This is a genomic window from Lactobacillus helsingborgensis (genome assembly GCF_003173695.1).
GTDB classification, from domain to species: domain Bacteria; phylum Bacillota; class Bacilli; order Lactobacillales; family Lactobacillaceae; genus Lactobacillus; species Lactobacillus helsingborgensis.
Genome location: NZ_CP029544.1, coordinates 1,351,318 through 1,370,214, shown reverse-complemented (window position 1 = coordinate 1,370,214; position 18,897 = coordinate 1,351,318). Strand labels below are relative to the sequence as shown.

18 protein-coding genes and 1 pseudogene are annotated in these 18,897 nt (G+C 34.4%); 16 read left to right on the top strand and 3 right to left on the bottom strand.

Annotated features, from left to right (window positions below; translation table 11 throughout):
- The first annotated feature begins 23 nt into the window (after positions 1-23).
- The 9 genes and pseudogenes from DLD54_RS06620 (at position 24) to DLD54_RS06580 (ending at position 6,547) form a co-directional block, all read left to right on the top strand.
- Positions 24-962, top strand: a complete 939-nt coding sequence (locus DLD54_RS06620) for a DNA-directed RNA polymerase subunit alpha (protein ID WP_038523702.1) — start codon at positions 24-26, stop codon at positions 960-962.
- Positions 963-987: 25 nt separating this feature from the next.
- Positions 988-1,371 carry a 50S ribosomal protein L17 gene (gene rplQ, locus DLD54_RS06615; RefSeq protein ID WP_038523699.1) on the top strand — a complete coding sequence of 128 codons (384 nt, stop codon included), beginning with the start codon at positions 988-990 and terminating at the stop codon, positions 1,369-1,371.
- Between the two features lie 505 nt (positions 1,372-1,876).
- Positions 1,877-2,728: an energy-coupling factor ABC transporter ATP-binding protein gene (locus tag DLD54_RS06610; protein WP_109918667.1), complete on the top strand. Its 852-nt coding sequence runs from the start codon at positions 1,877-1,879 to the stop codon at positions 2,726-2,728.
- Positions 2,704-3,549, top strand: a complete 846-nt coding sequence (locus tag DLD54_RS06605) for an energy-coupling factor transporter ATPase (RefSeq protein ID WP_109918666.1) — start codon at positions 2,704-2,706, stop codon at positions 3,547-3,549. The genes DLD54_RS06610 and DLD54_RS06605 overlap by 25 nt, the downstream gene beginning before the upstream one ends.
- 4 nt (positions 3,550-3,553) lie before the next feature.
- The gene (locus DLD54_RS06600) at positions 3,554-4,351 is read left to right on the top strand and encodes an energy-coupling factor transporter transmembrane component T family protein (protein ID WP_046327480.1); all 798 of its coding nucleotides are present in this window, start codon (positions 3,554-3,556) and stop codon (positions 4,349-4,351) included.
- Positions 4,351-5,136 carry a tRNA pseudouridine(38-40) synthase TruA gene (gene truA / locus DLD54_RS06595; protein ID WP_109918665.1) on the top strand — a complete coding sequence of 262 codons (786 nt, stop codon included), beginning with the start codon at positions 4,351-4,353 and terminating at the stop codon, positions 5,134-5,136. The genes DLD54_RS06600 and truA overlap by 1 nt, the downstream gene beginning before the upstream one ends.
- A 106-nt stretch (positions 5,137-5,242) precedes the next feature.
- Positions 5,243-5,686, top strand: a complete 444-nt coding sequence (gene rplM / locus DLD54_RS06590; protein ID WP_038523686.1) for a 50S ribosomal protein L13 — start codon at positions 5,243-5,245, stop codon at positions 5,684-5,686.
- Positions 5,687-5,697: 11 nt separating this feature from the next.
- Positions 5,698-6,093 (top strand): 30S ribosomal protein S9, encoded by a 396-nt coding sequence (rpsI, locus tag DLD54_RS06585; RefSeq protein WP_034980394.1) that lies wholly within the window; start codon positions 5,698-5,700, stop codon positions 6,091-6,093.
- 97 nt (positions 6,094-6,190) lie between these two features.
- Positions 6,191-6,547: pseudogene (locus tag DLD54_RS06580) on the top strand (DUF6176 family protein).
- Between the two features lie 202 nt (positions 6,548-6,749).
- Here the strand turns inward: DLD54_RS06580 and DLD54_RS06575 are convergent.
- On the bottom strand, positions 6,750-8,015 hold the full coding sequence (locus DLD54_RS06575) for an ABC transporter permease (RefSeq protein WP_109918664.1): 1,266 nt from the start codon (positions 8,013-8,015) through the stop codon (positions 6,750-6,752).
- Positions 8,012-8,695: an ABC transporter ATP-binding protein gene (locus tag DLD54_RS06570; RefSeq protein WP_109918663.1), complete on the bottom strand. Its 684-nt coding sequence runs from the start codon at positions 8,693-8,695 to the stop codon at positions 8,012-8,014. Before DLD54_RS06570 ends, DLD54_RS06575 begins: the two co-directional genes overlap by 4 nt.
- A gap of 271 nt (positions 8,696-8,966) precedes the next feature.
- On the opposite strand from DLD54_RS06570, the gene DLD54_RS06565 reads away from it, so the two are divergent.
- The 7 genes from DLD54_RS06565 to DLD54_RS06535 all read left to right on the top strand — a co-directional run bounded on the left by DLD54_RS06565 (position 8,967) and on the right by DLD54_RS06535 (position 17,661).
- Positions 8,967-9,290 carry a PadR family transcriptional regulator gene (locus DLD54_RS06565; RefSeq protein WP_109918662.1) on the top strand — a complete coding sequence of 108 codons (324 nt, stop codon included), beginning with the start codon at positions 8,967-8,969 and terminating at the stop codon, positions 9,288-9,290.
- A complete protein-coding gene (locus DLD54_RS06560) occupies positions 9,274-9,897 on the top strand; it encodes a DUF1700 domain-containing protein (protein WP_109918661.1) in 624 nt (207 codons plus the stop codon). Before DLD54_RS06565 ends, DLD54_RS06560 begins: the two co-directional genes overlap by 17 nt.
- Positions 9,898-9,917: 20 nt before the next feature.
- Positions 9,918-10,784 (top strand): DUF4097 family beta strand repeat-containing protein, encoded by an 867-nt coding sequence (locus DLD54_RS06555; protein ID WP_109918660.1) that lies wholly within the window; start codon positions 9,918-9,920, stop codon positions 10,782-10,784.
- Positions 10,785-11,408: 624 nt separating this feature from the next.
- On the top strand, positions 11,409-14,006 hold the full coding sequence (locus tag DLD54_RS06550; protein ID WP_109918659.1) for a cation-translocating P-type ATPase: 2,598 nt from the start codon (positions 11,409-11,411) through the stop codon (positions 14,004-14,006).
- 559 nt (positions 14,007-14,565) lie between these two features.
- Positions 14,566-15,423: a helix-turn-helix domain-containing protein gene (locus DLD54_RS06545; protein ID WP_109918658.1), complete on the top strand. Its 858-nt coding sequence runs from the start codon at positions 14,566-14,568 to the stop codon at positions 15,421-15,423.
- 172 nt (positions 15,424-15,595) lie between these two features.
- Positions 15,596-16,885, top strand: a complete 1,290-nt coding sequence (locus DLD54_RS06540; protein WP_158593329.1) for a DarT ssDNA thymidine ADP-ribosyltransferase family protein — start codon at positions 15,596-15,598, stop codon at positions 16,883-16,885.
- A gap of 5 nt (positions 16,886-16,890) precedes the next feature.
- Entirely contained in the window at positions 16,891-17,661 is a 771-nt protein-coding gene (locus DLD54_RS06535) for a macro domain-containing protein (protein ID WP_109918656.1), read from the top strand.
- Between the two features lie 171 nt (positions 17,662-17,832).
- Here the strand turns inward: DLD54_RS06535 and DLD54_RS06530 are convergent, their stop codons facing one another.
- Positions 17,833-18,867 carry a linear amide C-N hydrolase gene (locus tag DLD54_RS06530; protein WP_158593328.1) on the bottom strand — a complete coding sequence of 345 codons (1,035 nt, stop codon included), beginning with the start codon at positions 18,865-18,867 and terminating at the stop codon, positions 17,833-17,835.
- Between the last annotated feature and the right edge of the window lie 30 nt (positions 18,868-18,897).

The following is an 18,897-nucleotide window of genomic DNA, read 5'->3' as shown; positions in this document are numbered from 1 at the left end:
TGCGTTTTGAAAGGGGCCTAGTAATGATTGAATTTGAAAAACCAAATATTACCGTTGTGGACCAAGAGAAGTCATATGGTAAATTTGTTATTGAACCACTTGAACGAGGCTTTGGTACTACTTTAGGTAACTCATTACGTAGAGTTTTACTGACATCTATCCCAGGTACAGGACTTGTTTACGTTCAAATAGATGATGTCTTACACGAATTCTCAACCGTTCCAGGCGTAAGAGAAGATGTCGCTAAGATAATCCTGAACCTTAAGAAACTTGAATTAAAGTCTTTTTCAGATGAACAAAAAATTATTGAAATAGACGTTGAGGGTCCGGCTACTGTAACCGCTGATGATCTTAAAGCTGACGCAGATATTCAAATCCTGAATCCTGACCAATATATTTGTACTATTGCTGAAGGTGGACACTTGCACATGCAAATTGCCGTTAAAAATGGTCGCGGCTATGTTGCAGCAAGTGACAATAAGAGTGAAGATATGCCAATTGGTGTCATTCCTGTTGATTCTTTATTTTCACCAATAGATAAAGTAAATTACCAAGTTGAATCTACTCGTGTTGGTAAAAGAGACGATTTTGATAAGCTCACTTTAGAGATTTGGACAGATGGTTCAATCAAGCCTAACGATGCCCTTAGTTTCGCAGCTAAAATTTTAGTTGCACACTTTAAAGTGTTTGAAACTGCTGATGCAAATACTAAGTTCAATGATGTGATGGTTGAAAAAGAGGATGACACAGCTGAAAAGAAGCTCGAAATGACAATTGAAGAGCTTGATCTTTCTGTTCGTTCTTATAACTGTCTTAAACGTGCTGGCATTAATACTCTGCAGGAATTAACTGATAAGACAGAAGCAGATATGATGCGTGTACGCAATTTAGGACGTAAATCATTGGAAGAAGTTAAAAACAAATTAGCTGACTTGGGATTATCACTTCGTCAAGAAGATTAATTAAAACAATAAAGGAGGTAAACTGATGGCATACCGTAAATTGGGTCGCGATAGCGCACATAGAAAAGCAATGCTCAGAGAAATGACTACTCAATTAATCATGAAGGAACGCATTACTACAACTGAAGCTCGTGCTAAAGAAGTTCGTAAAACCGCCGAAAAGATGATTACTTTAGGCAAACGCGGTGATTTAGCTGCTAGAAGACAAGCTGCTGCTTTTGTACGTGATGAAGTTGCAGATATTCATGAAGAAAAAGATGCAGTTGTTGTAAAATCTGCATTACAAAAGCTTTTTAGCGACGTTGCACCTCGTTATAAAGACCGTAATGGTGGTTACACCAGAATTATGAAGCTTGCTACTGCCCGTAAAGGTGATGGAGCTCCAATGGTTATTTTAGAATTAGTTTAATTCAAATAATCAAACTTAATAGCTATTAAGAATTATCCGTGAGAGTGAGAATAAGCGTTAAGATGATGACGAAAGTTTAGTCTAGCTTAGATAATGTCGATTATCCCTCCTCATGGGTGATTTTTTTTGCTTTGAGAACTTTTTATCTGTTTGGACAAAAATCTGATTTTTAAAGTATATAAATACCTAATTTTTAGATCTGGCATGAATTATTATGATACGCAAAATTTTCAGATAATAGTAAAATTGGTACTATCTATGTTGAAAAGACTAATAACGAACAAATTAGTTACTGTTATTATGGCGGATAATGTTGCAGAATATAATTCATAAAACGTTCTTTAAATTTTTTGGAAATTGATTAACAACTAAACGTAAAATAGCTTATCAGTTCTTGATAGACATTTTGATATGCTAAATTAAACGGCATAACGTTAACGATCGGTGTTCAGAATTTTTGAAATTTTTGGTACAATTGAGTCAGACTTTTTAGGATGGTGAGAAAATGGCAACTGATAGCATTATTAAAATTAAAAATGTGAGCTTTTCATATCCAGAGTCTGATAAGCCCGCTATCGACAACATTAGTTTTGAAGTAGAGCGGGGTTCATGGACTTCAATTATCGGTCATAATGGTAGTGGAAAATCTACAATAATTCGCCTAATTAATGGCTTATTGGTACCAGATGAAAAAGAAAATTCATTAATTGAAGTAGACGGCATTAAACTGAATGACGATACAGTTTGGGATATACGTGATAAAGTTGGAGTTGTGTTTCAAAACCCAGATAATCAATTTGTAGGAGCCACAGTTGCTGATGATGTAGCATTTGGACTTGAAAACCGTGGTGTGCCCCATGAGCAAATGGTTAAAACTGTTGCTGAAGCTATCAAAGCAGTGGGTATGAGCGAATATGCCAATTCTGAACCAGCCAATCTATCTGGGGGGCAGAAGCAGAGAATTGCGATTGCAGGAATTCTTGCTATTAGGCCCAAAATAATTGTATTAGATGAAGCAACTTCAATGCTTGATCCTGAAGGTAGAGATAAAATATTAAAAATTGTGCGGCAAATGAAGGACGAGTATAATTTAACCGTTATTTCTATTACTCACGATATTGATGAAGCTAATATGGCTGACCAGGTTTTGGTAATGAATGACGGTAAATTGATAACAGAGGGAAGTACAAAAACCGTTTTTAGTCAAGTTGAACTTCTTAAAAAGTTAGGTCTAGATGTGCCATTTTTTGAGCAAATAAAAGCTAAGTTGCTAAATGATTCTATGAAAATTCCTGCTAGTGTAGATTCAGAAAAAGAGTTGATTAATTTCCTATGCCAATTAAATTCGAAAATGTAAGTTATACCTATTCTCCTGATACACCTCTTGCTAAAAAAGGTTTAGATAAAGTCAATTTTGAACTAAAAGATGGCACTTTTAATGCAATTATCGGTCATACTGGTAGTGGGAAATCAACTTTGATGCAACATTTTAATGCTCTCCTTAAGCCAACAAATGGTCAAATTGAGATAGCGGGAATGACTATTACTGCTGATACTCCCAATAAAAATCTCAAAAATTTAAGGCGGCACGTAAGCTTAGTTTTTCAGTTTCCCGAAATGCAATTGTTTGAAAACACAGTACTGGAAGATATTGCCTTTGGTCCCAAAAATTTTGGTTATGATAAAGAAAAGGCCCTGACCAGTGCTAAGTATTGGTTGAAAAAAGTTGGTTTACCCGAGGAAATAGGTGGCAGATCACCGTTTGAACTCTCTGGCGGTCAAATGAGACGTGTAGCAATTGCTGGTGTTATGGCCTATGAGCCAGATATTTTGTGTTTAGATGAACCGGCAGCTGGGCTTGATCCACTTGCTCGTAAACAAATGATGGCCCTTTTTTCTGAATATCAAAATGAAGGTCATACTGTAATATTAGTTACACATAATATGGACGATGTAGCTGATTATGCTGACAATGTTCTAGTAATGGAACACGGCAAGTTGATTAAAGAAGACAGTCCAAAAGAAATTTTCAAAGATCGCAAGTGGTTGCAGGAGCATCATTTAGAAGAACCAAAGTCTTCTTTGTTTGCTGCTAAACTAACCAATTTCAAATTTAAAAAGTTACCATTAACTATTGATGAATTAATTACCGGAATTGAAAATAACTTGAAGAGGTGAGTATGTGAGTAAAATTTTAATAGGTCGTTATGTGGCTGGCGATTCAATAATTTACCGAATGGATCCGCGGGGAAAATTACTTGCAACTATTCTTTTTATTTTATTTGTCTTTCTGGCTAATAACCCTGTTTCCTATGTAATTGTCACTATTTTTAGTTTTGTTGCAGTTGCTGCGACTAAATTGAAGCCCAAGATTTTTTGGGACGGGGTCAAACCCCTAATTTGGTTAATTTTATTTACCTCTTTTTTGCAGCTGTTTTTCACGGTTGGTGGAACAGTGTACTGGCAGTGGACGATATTTGCTTTGTCAAGTTATGGTATTACTAATGCGGTGTTTATTTTTATTCGTTTTACAGTAATAATCTTAATTTCAACTGTGATGACAGTGACAACTAAGCCGCTTGAAATTGCTGATGCTATAGAATGGTTGCTAAAGCCACTGAAGATAGTTCGTGTACCAGTTGATAAGATCGCATTAGTAATGTCAATTGCCTTACGATTTGTTCCTACTTTATTTGATGAAACTCTTAAAATTATGAATGCTCAACGTTCTCGGGGAGCCGATTTTAACAATGGGGGATTAATCACTAGAGCAAAGGCAATTACGCCACTGCTTGTTCCCTTATTTATCAATTCATTAGAAACCGCGATTGATTTGTCAACAGCAATGGAATCACGTGGTTATCGTGGAGATCAAGGTAGAACAAAATTTAGAGTATTACGTTGGTCATATCTCGATCTAATTAACTTAGCCTATTTTATTTTATTATTGATTCTTCTTTTAGTATTCAGGACGCATTAATGACAACAAGATATAAAATGACAATTGCTTATGATGGTCATCTATTTCACGGCTTTCAGTCCCAACCCCATCAAAGAACAGTACAGGGTACCGTTGAAGCTGCATTAAAAAAGATGACAAAAGGTAAAAACATTATTGTTGAAGGTTCAGGACGGACCGATGCAGGTGTTCATGCCTTAGGACAAGTCATTCACTTTGACTATCCCGATAAAGAAATTCCACCTGCAAGAATGATATGTGCTTTAAATTCAATGATGCCGTTAGACATAGTTTTTAAAGAATGTGAGATCGTTAACAGCGATTTTCATGTGCGCTACAGTGCAAAAGGCAAATGGTATCGTTATTATGTTAGTTTGGATCGTTTTGTTGATCCATTTAAACGTTTTTATACAGGACATTATCCTTATCCAGTTGATGTTGACAAAATGAAAGTGGCAGCCCGTGATTTATTAGGTACACATGATTTTACTAGCTTTGCTGCAAGTGGCGGACAAATAAAGAATAAAGTACGTACTATGTATTACGTAAACGTTGCTAAAAATGAGCAATCTAATGAAATTGTTTTTGACTTTATTTGCTCAGGGTTTTTATATAATATGGTTCGTATTTTAGTGGCAACGCTACTGGAAATTGGTAGAGGCAAACGCCCTGTAGATGATATTCCCCGGGTAATAATGACTAAAGATCGTGAGCAGGTAAGAGAGACAGCACAGGCAAGTGGCTTATTTTTATACCATGTTTTTTATGAAGATGTGCCGGAAAAATATCGTCTTGACAGGGAATAATATTGACTTTTGAGTTAAAAAGACTTATTATATTAAAGTATGTTTGTCCACGATAGGCCCCGGAATCTTATTGTATTCAAACAACGTAAAAACGGAGGAAATAAAATTGCGTACTACACAATTAGCAAAACCTAATGAAATTGAACGTAAGTGGTATGTTATTGACGCAACAGACGTATCTCTAGGTCGTTTGTCCACAGCAGTAGCAACTATCTTAAGAGGTAAGAACAAGCCTCAATATACACCAAATGTTGACACCGGCGACAACGTTATCGTAATTAACGCTGCTAAGCTTAAGTTAACTGGTAAGAAGGCTACTGACAAGATATACTACCATCACTCTGATTACCGTGGTGGCATCAAGGCCACTCCTGCTGGAGACTTGCTTGCCAATAATCCAGTTAGATTAGTTGAATTGTCAGTTAAAGGTATGCTTCCTAAAAACACTCTTGGTCATCAAGAATTCATGAAGATGCATGTTTATGCAGATGCTGATCATAAGCACGAAGCACAAAAACCTGAAGAATTAGACATTAATAAATTAATCTAGGAGGTTAAATAATGGCACAACAAGTTGCATATGCAGGTACCGGTCGGCGCAAGAATTCAGTTGCTCGTGTTCGTTTAGTACCAGGTAGCGGTAAGATTACTGCTAATAACAAAGATATTGATCAATACATTCCTTTTCCTAACTTAGTTAAGGATTTGAAACAACCATTAACTTTGACTGAAACTGAAAATCAATACGATGTTAAGGTTAACGTTAATGGTGGTGGCTTCTCAGGTCAAGCTGGAGCAATTCGTTTAGGAATTGCACGTGCTCTTCTTGAAGTAGATCCTGATTTCCGTGGACCACTAAAGAAGGCTGGTTTCTTGACTCGTGACCCAAGAATGGTTGAACGTAAGAAACCAGGTCTTAAGAAAGCTCGTAAAGCTTCACAATTTAGTAAGCGTTAATCTATACTTATTACGTATAAGTTTTAATTACTAATATAAAAAAGGCATCAACACAAAGTTGATGCCTTTTTGTTTAAGTAGGTATGAGGAATAAGTAATGTTAAAAATTGAATTAACCCGTTTTCGTATTAAAAAGGGTAAGGAAGAAAAAGCACAAGAATGGATGGATTTTCTTAATAATCATCATCAAGACACAGTCGCTACTATGGCTGGAGAAAAAATGTTTGTGGAAACAGTTTTTAAAGAAGAATGTTCTGATGGCTATACATATTTTTACTGGTACTCCATACAAGGAGAAGGAGGTAAAGCGGTTGAAGAATCAGACAGTTATATTGATCAAAAGCACTTAGAATATTAGAATGAATGTATTGATAATACTTATAAACCTGTTGATATGGAAGTAATGGAAGATTTAATAGCTCCTCGAATTAATAAGCTTATCCAAAGTGACTAAAACAGAAATTAGAATAGCAAACTACTGATATTATTTTGTCAATTTAGTGAGTCAAAAAATGAATGTCTTCAAATTGTTATTATTTAAGTAGCTACTAATCTGGCAGAACGATTGGTTCACACTTATCTCTTTCATTAGTATTTAGCGTAAATTAAAACTATAGCAAAAAAAACATCAGATTTTGTCTGATGTTTTTTGATTTTTATTCATATCTTAAAGCAGTGATTGGATCTAGTTTTGCTGCTCGTTTGGCTGGTAACGTACCTGCTAAAAAGGTAATTAGACAGATGAGACCAATAATTAGTAAACTGCTTGACCAGTTGAATTGAATTAAAGTAAAACCGTCCAGTCCTTTTAAGAATGACTTAGCAGCAAAATTGTTTAAGGCCTTACCTAAGCCCATTGCCAGTAGTAATCCCAATGAAGAGCCAAACAAACCAATTAAGATTGCTTCACAGCTGAATATAGAAAATACTTTACCCTTGCTGAGTCCTAATGCCTTCATAAGACCAATTTCTTTTGTACGATCTCTCACTGACATGTACAGAGTATTGATTACTCCAAAGCTGGCAGCTACTAATGCGATGGCTCCAAAAACTATTAAAACCCCAGTGACTGCGTTGAATGTTAGGAAAAGTTCATTCACGGCTTCCTTAAGAGTCATACCGGAATATCCTTTTTTAGTCAAATTGTCCTCAACTTGCTTAATGCTGCTGGCGCTCTTGTTAATAGGGGTAGCAATGACACTAACATATTTATCTTTTAATGCTTGCGGAAGACCTTTTTGGTTGGCTGCAACTATTTTTCGTCCTAAGTCATTACTGTAAATGGCAAAACCTTTTGATACTATACTATCATTTCTAACTCCGACAACAGTAGCAGATATTTTTGTTTTTTTCTTAGTCACGGGTGATTTTGTCACTAAAGTTACTTTTTTACCTAGAGCATCTTGTGCATTTTTGAAGCCATAAGATTTAACCATTGGTTTAGTGATTAAAATCTGGGACTTTTTCCCACTAGTTGCAACTTGGTGACCAGCTTTCAAATCATAATTGATCCCTTCCGTTATTTGCGCAATTATAAGATATTTAGTTTTATTAGGGCCTTGAACATAGTCAACATCACAGTCCTTTAACGCTTTAAAATCTTTTAAGCCTTTAACTGATTTGATTTTTTTAATGTCGTTTTTGTCCATCATACCATCAGCGTTTTGACTGCTCTTCTTGGTATTATATTTTTGAGGCTCATTCGTATCTTGACTGGAACTCCCAGGCAAAATAGACATTTGCTCAGTTTTACCAATATTGCCAACCTGCTTTTTCAAATAATCATTAACGCCATTATTAATGCCCAAAGTAATGGCAATAGTTAAGGAGCCAATGAAAACAGCAATAATGGTTAGGAATGTTCGACCTTTATTGTGCCATAAGTTTGTAGCCGCTGAGTTAAGAATATCATGGAATCTCATTGCTGTGTTCCTCCTACTACTTGACCATCTTTAATCTGAATCTGGCGTTCACACTTTTTTGCTAAATCAGGATCGTGAGTAACAATTATTAAAGTGATATTTTTTTCTTGATGTAGTTTAAATAAAATATTTTCAATATTTTCGCTAGTAGCTGAATCCAAGTTTCCTGTGGGCTCATCTGCAAAAATGATTTGGGGATCATTGACTAAGGCACGCGCAATACAGACCCGTTGCTTTTGTCCTCCTGATAAAGCACTGGCTTTATTTTTGACTTTGCTTTCTAATCCAACTGCCTTGATGGCTGCCAGAGCTTTTGCACGGCGTTCTCTGCCTGTGATGCCAGCTATTTTTAGAGGAAGCATCACATTTTCTAATACACTGTCTTGAGCGTTTAAGAAAAACTGCTGGAAAACAAAGCCAAATGTCTCATTTCGCAGCTTATATAATGCTTTATTTTTAATTTTACTTGTGGGTTCATTATTTAGAAAGACGTCACCGCTAGTAGGGTGGTCAAGGAGAGCCAGGATATGCATCAAAGTAGACTTACCCGAACCACTTTTGCCAATGATAGCAACTGAATCTCCCTGATTAATTTGTAAATTAATTCCACGTAAGGCATCAAACTTAGTTGCGCCTTTGCCATAGGTGCGAGTTACCTCACGAGTTTTAAGTAAACTCATAGATTTTCCTTCTTTCATGTATTACTGTAATACATATATAGTACACCATGATTAAAAAAAGGCAAATATTTTTTTAAAAATTTTTCAGCCTAAGTAAACCATGATTCCATAACTGTAGATTTTAGTTTTAGAAAAATATTGGACTAATGCTTTTTTAAAATAATTAATGGTAACTATGTCAACTTAAATTAAAAACTTGTGATAATGACTTGAAAGCTCCTTAATTAAGCTTTACAATATTATATATAATATAATATGGGAGGAAATAATTATGGCAATAGTAATTCCCAATCGTCTATTAGATGGCATCATTTTATCTTTTATCAAAAGAAGTAATCTCTATAGCCGTGTTATTACAGAGCAAGCTAAAGCGGCCTTTGGTATTTCCGAGCCTACGATCTATCCAGTTCTCAAGAGATTAAGAAACAACAGATTTTTATCAGTTTATTCAAGGCCTTTTCAAGGAAGAACTAGAAATTATTATCAGATTACATCCTCTGGTAAGTCAGAATTAAAAGTAATAAAAAAAGAATGGCAAATTTTCAGCACTAAAATGAATCAAGTTATGGGAGAAGAAAATGAACAGAATAATTGATAATTATATTTTGCAATTAAAACAATATCTGATTGATCTGCCTAATTCAGATTTAAAAGACGTTGTGCAATTTTATCAAGAATTTTTACTTGATGGCAATTACCACAATGAAGCAGACATAATTACTGAGCTAGGAACGCCTAAACAATTAGCTCGAAAAATTATGGCAGACTATTCTGTTTCGGTCCCTGAAAAAGAAGAAACACAAAAAACATCTTCCAAGTCTAGTTTAAAAACTATTTGGGTTATTTTATTAGGAGTTCTGGCAGCGCCAATCGGCATACCACTAGCTTTGGCGGCAGTAGTAGTGATGGTAGCTGTATTGATCGCTTTAGCGGCAGTCTTTATTGCTCTTGCTATCGTTATTACGTCTCTATTTGTCTCTGGTGTTTTTATATTGGTTAGGTCGTTTGGACTGCTTTTTGGCGGCAACTGGGCATCAGGCTTTTTCTACGTCGGAGGAGGCATGGTTTTAACATGTGTCAGCTTAATGCTATTTCCAATAACTATGAAGTTTATCCGTTTCTTAACTGCAGAATGTGCTGCTTTTTTTCAACATATTGGCAGAAGAATTTTAAAGCAGCGTTACTATAAAGTTAATGCTTAGATGGTAAAGGAGGATTAAATATGAGAAAGTTTTATCGCATATGTCGATTGGCTTTAATTGTTGGTCTGGTTATGATGCTCGTTGGTTGGTCCAATAATGGTGTAAAACCAATAATCGCTAACCATAACCACTTTACCTTGAAAGCTATTGATAATACTAAGCTCACACGTACATACGTCTCAAACCACAAATTTAATAAAGTTTTTGTTCAAACTGACTCCTCAGACGTTTTTCTGCATTCAGGCAAAAAATACCAAGTTACAGTTACGGGTGTTAATCCAGACGCAGTACAAGTAAAATTAGCCAATAACCGTTTGGATATATACGAGCCCAGACCTGTTGCAATTAATTGGCGTAAAATTGGCTCCAGAATTGATGTAACTGTTCCTCAAAATGTTCACTATACTGAATTCGATAGCAACAGTGATCACGGAAATATCAGGTTAAAAGACCTGAAAGCTAAGGCATATTTTATAAGTTGTGCAGACGGTTATCTGGATATTGACAATATTGAGGCCAAAAGTACAAATTTATCAGCTGGGGGCAGCCATAGATCAACACTTAATAACTCTGATCTGGGAGAGGCAGTTGTTAAGATAGAAGGCGGCTGGTGCAAGCTTTTAAATTCTCGCTTCTCAATGACCCTTGATGCTTCCGACTCAGATATTAAAATTACCAATTCACAACTCAGCAATAGAAATTCTTTTACTTTACAAAGTAGTAACTTAGTTATTAAAAATGCACCTAATCTGAGTTACCAGCTCACAGCGGATGGAAAAGCAATTAGGTACAAAAATTCAAAGCCTTATGAAAACTTTATCAAAAAGAATTCGAAGAAAAATTTTCTTTTAGCTGATTCAACAGAGGGAACTATTACTATTAAATAAGATCTATCTTGGGTGCCAGCTATAATCGATAGCCCTGAAAGTTAGAAAACTTTCAGGGCTATTTTTATAGTTAAATTTTGAAAAAAAAAATTACAATAAAAAGCTAGTTACTAATTTATTAGCTTTGATGGTTCCATCATAAAATACAGGTGACAAGCATTTATAAATGCTAGCTAATTTATCCACGAGAGCTATTAAAAATAAGATTTTGCTGCCAGAATTTAAATAACAAAAAGAGTGCTTTAACAAAAGAAAAGAAGAAATTTAAATCATATAATGTAAACATTATAAGCATAAAAATAGCCAAAAAATGTCAGTTCCTGTATACTATTATTAAGCTTTTATGGGAAAGAGGATGTTTAGTTTAGAAATAATTTTTTAAACTAAAGGCAATTTTAGAAAAAACGTTGTTAATTAACAACAACTTTTAATAATCATGTAAGCAGAAAACTTCGGATAAATATCAGAGGCTTTCTGCTTTTTTAAAAATAAAAGAAATATTGTCTTTACTGCATTAATCAAGTTTAGCTTTTTATAAAATCGGCTTAATTACGATAAATATTGCTTTTCTATTCAAACAGCTTAATTGTAAATTTAATTTAATCGAATAATGGAGGAGATAGCATGTCCCAAAAGTCAGAACTACTATTCAAAATAACCCCCAAGTCCGGTTTAACTGATGCTGAGGTAGAACAAAAGCGTGTTGAGTTTGGCATTAATGAGCTGCTGGAACAGCGGCCGGTACCGTTATATAGAAAAATATGGCATCACCTCAAGGACATTTCGTCGTTAGTACTATTGCTGGCAGTAGTCTTAGCAACATATATGGCTATTTTTCAAAACGGTGGCTGGACCAAGACAATTGTAATTAGCCTGATTTTAATAATTAATGTTGTAATCGGCTTATATCAAGAGGCTTCAGCTGAAAAATCTCTAGCTGCTTTAAAAGCAATGAGTTTGCCAACAGCTAAGGGTAGACGCAATGGTCGAGATATTACCTTAGCAGCTTCCGAATTGGTGCCTGGTGATTTAATCAATCTGAATACTGGTGATCAGGTACCGGCAGATGCGGTAATAATAGAAGAAACTAACTTAACTGTCGATGAAGCGATTTTAACTGGAGAAAGTTTAGCAGTTTCCAAAACAAACTTTAAAGCAGAAACTAATTTAACTGACGATGAGCGTATTTTTTCTGGAACTGCTGTTGTAGGTGGTAGTGCGCTAGCTCAAGTTACTGCAATCGGGATGGCAACCGAGCTTGGTAAAATTGCGAATCTTTTGAATAAAACCCAGAAACGGCAAACTCCTTTGCAGGGCAAATTAGATAGTTTATCTAAATGGATGACTCTTTTTGCTGCATTAGGCGGAGTGGTAATTTTTGCTTTAAGTATGGGAATGCAAAATAAGGCTTTAGCGGATAGCCTGATGATAGGACTATCTTTAGCAGTTGCAGCCGTCCCTGAAACTTTGCCAATTATTGTGACAATCAGTCTGTCACGTGGTGTCAAAAGAATGGCTGACCGTAACGCTATTATTAGACACATTGGCGCCGTTGAAACGATTGGTAATGTTGACGTGATTGCTACTGATAAAACAGGCACCTTAACTCAAAATAAAATGACCATCACTAAGTATTGGACTCCAGAAACAGATATCAAAAAAGCAGCAGATTTGCCGGAGGCTGGTCAAAATTTATTAAAGATGTTAGGTTTAGCCAATAACGCTAAAATTATGGAAAAGGACGGGTCAAAAGAAGTCGTTGGGGACGCCACTGAAATTGCGATTGTTAACTGGTTAAAAACGCATGGAAGTTCGCGCCGACAGCTAGAAGAAAAAGCTCCCCGAATTGCAGAGGATCCTTTCGATTCCGCAAAAAAAATGATGACAACTGTTCATCGTTTACCTAATGGTCACTTGTTGGTGATTGCAAAAGGTGCCTTAGATCGACTGCCTTTGACGCAAAGCAAGGTAATTGAAGCTGGTCAAAAGGCTCATGATGATCTGGCTGCTGCGGCTTTACGAGTACTTGCCGTTGGCTATAAAGTATTGCCAGAAGATGCAGATCCAACAGATTGGAAAGAAATTAATTCAAACTTAAAACTTGCGGGTCTGATTGGCTTAATTGATCCTCCGCGACCAGAGGTAGCTGCAGCAATTGCCAAGGCTAGACAAGCTGGTATTAAAACTGTAATGATTACTGGGGATCACTTAGTTACTGCCAAAGCTATAGCAGAAGAAATTGACATTTTGGACTCGGGTCAAACGGCAATAACTGGTACTGAATTGAGTGAAATGTCAGATGCTGAACTGAAACAAAGCATTCAAAATATCAGTGTCTATGCCCGGGTATCGCCGAGTGATAAAATTAGAATAGTTCAAATGTGGCAAGAGCTTAATAAAACTGTTGCTATGACAGGTGATGGTGTTAATGATGCACCAGCGTTAAAAGCCGCTGATGTTGGTATAGCGATGGGAGTCACAGGTACTGAGGTAGCAAAAGAAGCGGCAGATATGATTTTGACTGATGATAATTTTGCTACAATTATTAAAGCTGTGGCAGAAGGTAGAACAGTTTATCAAAACATTATTAAGGCCGTAGAATTCTTAATAGGTGTCAATTTCGCCCAAATTTTCCTAATGGTTATTAGCACAATTTTTGGCTGGGGCGCGCCGTTATTAGCAGAACAATTGTTAATTATCAATGTTCTTGCTGACGGAATTCCAGGATTCTTTATCAGCAAAGAGCCTGGCGAACCAAATATTATGGCTCAAGATCCAATAGGCAATGACGAAAGTCTTCTTGGGCGGGGGTTAATGCAAAGAATGATTATCCGTGCAATTACTTTTACAATTTTAACTCTGGGCGTTTACGCTTACGGCAGATTTATTATTTCAGCTAACAATCCGCAAGTAGGGATGACTTTGGTCTTCTTAGTTTTAGCTCTTGGTTCAATGATTGATATTTATGCGATTAAAGATTCGCAACCAATATCTTGGCAAACTTTTAAAACGAATAGAATGCTTAATTGGGGCTTATTACTAAGTATGATACTAGTTATATCACTAACAGTTTTACCGCATCTGAGACAATTCTTGCATCTAACTTTATTGCCTATTCAAGGCTGGCTAGTTGTTCTGTTTGGAAGTTTAATACCGATTTTTGTCCTAGAACTAAATAAGCGGCTGACTGGTAATTTGCAGTTAAATTTTGAAAATAGTTAAATAATATTGTTGTAATATATATTTAAAAAGCAGAGATTAACTGTAGTAGTTAATCTCTGCTTTTTATTCTAGTTTTATATTTTTGATTTCCGTAAATAATTATTACAATTTGTTTTTTGAGTTTTAAAAATTGAAACAGAACTATTTTAATCCAGCTTTATGCGCTATAGTCTTTTTTCTTTTACAACCGTTACCAAAGCTGAAAATTTTGCTAATGATCAACGGCCAGTAATAAATCAGGTAAAGAATCTTATGGCTATTCTACCTATCGTTATTGGTTGCTAAATAGATTTAGTATCTTAATATTAAAAAAGCGGCTAAAAGTAAGAAAGCTTTTAACCGTTTTTTGATGAAAAGAATAATTTAAGCTATTAAGCACTTAGATAGCTATTTACTAGTAGCAAAAGCAAGACTTTACTTGTGGTAAAATCAATTTATAAAGTGAGAAATAGCATTAAAGACATCATTAAAGTTAAGTGGAACTAACTCTAATGATCCTTCTAATAATATTGCGATAATAGATAAGCTATATAATTTTCTTTTCAATTGAGGAACCTCCATGCATGATAATAAATTTGGAAAAAAATTCAAAAATTTGCGTAAACAAAAACATATTAGTTTGGATATGGCAGCTCATGATATTACATCAAAATCATCTTTGTATTATTGGGAAAATGGGAAAGCTAATATGTCCTTTGAAAAAGTAATAGCTATGCTTGAGCGTATGCAAATTAAACCTTCAGAATTTGTTACAGATAGCTTAACTGATAATTTTGACTATAAAAAAATAGTTTCTGCATACAATGGTAATGATGACAGCGAGCTTAAAAGATTGTCACTTTTATACTTAGACGCTAGTAGGCGTAAGCCATTTGACAAAACTTTACTAATTAGAGCAGCGATAGCCTGTAGTTGTCTAAATTCAGATACAAGAATCAACTTATTTTCAAAACAAGATACAAATAGGCTGATAGAACTATTGTCTGAAACTCAAGCCTGGCATTATGCGGATATCTTTAATTTTGCAAATACCCTCTATGTTTTGCCTGAAAATCGTGTTTATGGCTTATCAAAATTAATAATAACTCAATTTAACAATAAAACTAACGATTATCAGTGGCAACATGCAGCTATAACAGCACTTACTAATGCGGCTTTTTCATTACTTTTTAATGACTTTCAAGATGCAAAAAAATTGATTGCAGAAATAAGTAATTTAAACCTAGGTAATAATTTTGCTTACGAAAAGATTCGATTAAAGTTCATCAAAGAGCTTAAGCGATACATAATAACTAAAGATGACCGAATAATAGAACAAGTATTTTTCCCTGCTCTTAAATTTTTTGAATTGGATCAACTTAGATTAGCTTTCGAAAAAACTTTTGATCAAATAAGAAAAATATATGATTACCAATAATCCAAACCATTTAAATAATACTATTATTTATGTTGTCAAAACGTTTTTATTCATTATACCGAACAAATAAAGCTATTTTGAAGTATAAAGTCTTATCATAATCTAGGTAAAATAATAATTAGAATTTTAATTTATATAAATAATTATATAGATTATGAAGGAGATAACGAAAATGAATAGTCATTTATCTAATCAGGCATTAAAAAATTATCGAGATGCGTTTGAAATTCTTTCAAATTCACAAAAAAATGTGGACAAAAGTTGGTATATGGATATTAGTAAAAAAGGGAATACTACGGGTCTTATTTGGCACTTCACTGATATTAATAACATGGCCAATATTCTTTCTTTTTCAAAAATTGGATCAAAGAATTATTGTCGTACAAATAATTTATCAGTAAATGACAATGCCTCGACACTTGTAAATGAATCACTGACCAAAAAATGGGTTCATGACTATGCTCGCTTCTATTTACGGCCAAAGACTCCGACGCAGTACCGTAATGAAGGAATTTTTGGTGAGACAGGAGAAAAAAATAAACGATTATTAAGAAACGGAGAATTATGGGTGAAAAGGCCAGCCCATTTACCAGTACCAATTTTTATTACCTTTAGTTTGAAACATTTTCTGGAATTAGGTGGTTTTGTAACTAAAAGAAGTTTGGCAGGCAGTAGTATAAGTGAAAATTTTATAGATGAAATAGATAAGGACTTATCAAGTTTAAAGCAGAATATTACTGATATCTATGATGATTATAACAGCAAAAATTATATTAAACAGACAGAATTCATTATGAAAGATTATTTGAAATTTTCTCCTGGAGATATTAAAAAAATATATGTTCGTACTGAAATTGAAAAACTTTCTTTACTGACAATGTTATCCGAACATAATGCTAAACTTTTCAGTAAAAAAGAACAACATGAAGAAATTGATATTGATAAGTATAAGGATAAAATTGTTGTCAAACCTGATTTGTTTTTCCATGATGCTGGAATGCTAGTCACTAAGAAAAATGTTCAACCTACTTCACATACAATGTATCCAAAGTGTTTAACTAAGGTAGAAAAAAATGATAAAATAACTAAGCCTTCTACCTATACTTACACTAAAAAATGGAACAACGGCAAAAGCAAAGGAATGTTTAATGTTACGGTAAATAACTTAAAGAGAACCGAAGTTTTTGTCAATGATATTAACAATGAAAAAAAGCTAGTTGGCGTTTTTCATGATCCTGATTGGATTTTAGACGTCAATAAATGGTCTAAAGGAGATAATAACAGATATTATTCTAGGATCTATCATAATAATAAATATTTTACAATTTATCGTAAGGTTGGGGAAAATGATTGGTATTGTAAAGGAAAAGACGATCAGCCAATAGATTTCTTGAAACCGGAAGAAAAAGAAATTTTAAAACAAGTTGAAGAAAGCTATAGTATAAAAGATATAGAAAGCTGAATTTAATGATTATTTATACGGATGAAAATTTATTTTTATCTCCAGCACAAACTTTAGTTAATACAGTTAATACAGTTGGAATAATGGGTAAGGGCTTAGCAAAAGAATTTAAAAAATACTACCCCGATATGTATAGAAAATATCGTTATTTGTGTCAAAATAATAAACTTAAAGTAGGTCAATTGCAGCTTAGCAAAGAAGAACCAGAAATATATCGCAAAAAAGAAACTGGTAATTACAGGTATCGGTGGGTTTTAAACTTTCCAACTAAAAAAAATTGGCGGTATAAATCAAAAATTGAGTATATAGAATTGGGTCTAGAAAAGTTTGTGAAAGATTATCAGAAAAAAGGCATCAAATCAATTTCTTTTCCTCAATTGGGTATAAAAAATGGAGGATTATCGTGGGCTGATGTAAAACCAGTAATGGAAACCTATCTAAAAAAAGTTGATATACCTGTGTATATTCATATTTATCATCCTGATAGTGAAACAAATAATAGTTCTAATTTGAAAAAAATAAAAGAAAATTTAAATAATAGACACGATGCTTGGGAAGCGAACCCCTATTTAGATTTGAAAAAGCTAAAGGAAAATAATCAAATAAATTGTGACGGCATTGTATTACCTGATTCTATGCTATATAAAAAAGATGTTGCTTTAGAAAATATAAAAAAGCTATCCGTAATGGATCAAAAAAATTCAAACTTAATTTGGTTACAAAAGGATACGAAGAATAAATCAAGCAAAAAGGGAGAGCAAATGAATCTTTTTTAACGCACCATGTGACAGTATATATCAGTGATTGTATCAAAATAAAATTAATTAAAGAATATATTTTTTAGAGAACGTCAAAAGGAATAATTACAGTTAAACTGTAATTATTCCTTTTTTAAAAGTTATGAATATAAAATAATTATATTTATTAAAATATCGTTAATTAAGTATTTAAGCTAAGGCCTTTTGTTTCTTAGTTTCCAAAACTTTAAAGTCATGTTGAATAGGCTGTGTAATTTTAGTGGTTGTCTCAGAATCCAGAACAAATTTTGTCATTGTTGGGCAATCTTCAGGTTGAATATATAAACTTCTATTGGAAACATCATATCCTGCCCAGTAACCAGAATAATCACATTTATCCTCACCTTCTTGAAGATGCTCTAATCCTCGTGGAATCATGACTGATTTAAAGACATTATATAATTGCGGAATTCCTTGATCAGAATGAAATGGTGCTAGGAATTTAGAAATAAATGTTCCTCGAACAAAACGCGATGGTGCGGTATAATCTCCAGGCAATCCTAATAAACCTGACCCACTTTCTATTTGTTTAATGTCTAGTTGATCGGTAATCTGGTGATGACCTAAATTATGGTTAGTTAATTGCAGGTAATTACGCAGATTGTCAAGATGCCAAGGATATTCCGGACTATTGGTCATTACACCGATACCGTCGTAAATTTTGAATGCGCCGTTATTAACCGGTTCTAAAATTACGCTCTTACCACTGGCGTCACTGAAAGTATAATGCATTGGAATTGGTGTAGGGATGCCGGTGTCTGCATCCTCCCAATCAGGATAGTTGGTCTTTTCTTGACCCAAATGCTTGAATGCTTCTTTAATTTCAGCAATACTGCCAAAATTACTTAAGACGTAAGCAACTACTTCTTCACCAATTATCGGTTTTAATCCGCGCTTTTTAAGATTGGCTACTGAATCCCAAGAGGCTTCTTCTAAGAATTGAGCATCTCCGACAATGCCAGCGCTATTTATACCATCGTTAAAGAAAAGTGAGTCATTAACATTAATCCCCATAAAAGGATATTTGGTAGTCCAGCTTTGATGCAGTCCGTTCAATTCATAATTAGCGGGAAAAGTAGTCATTTTACTATCTGCACTGGGTTTAAACGGATCAAACGTAAAATCCATTGTGCGTCCCCAAAAAACGTCACCACTATCTGACTTAATCGCAATAGTCGTACACATAATCATACCTCCTATAATCTTTCCTTTTTA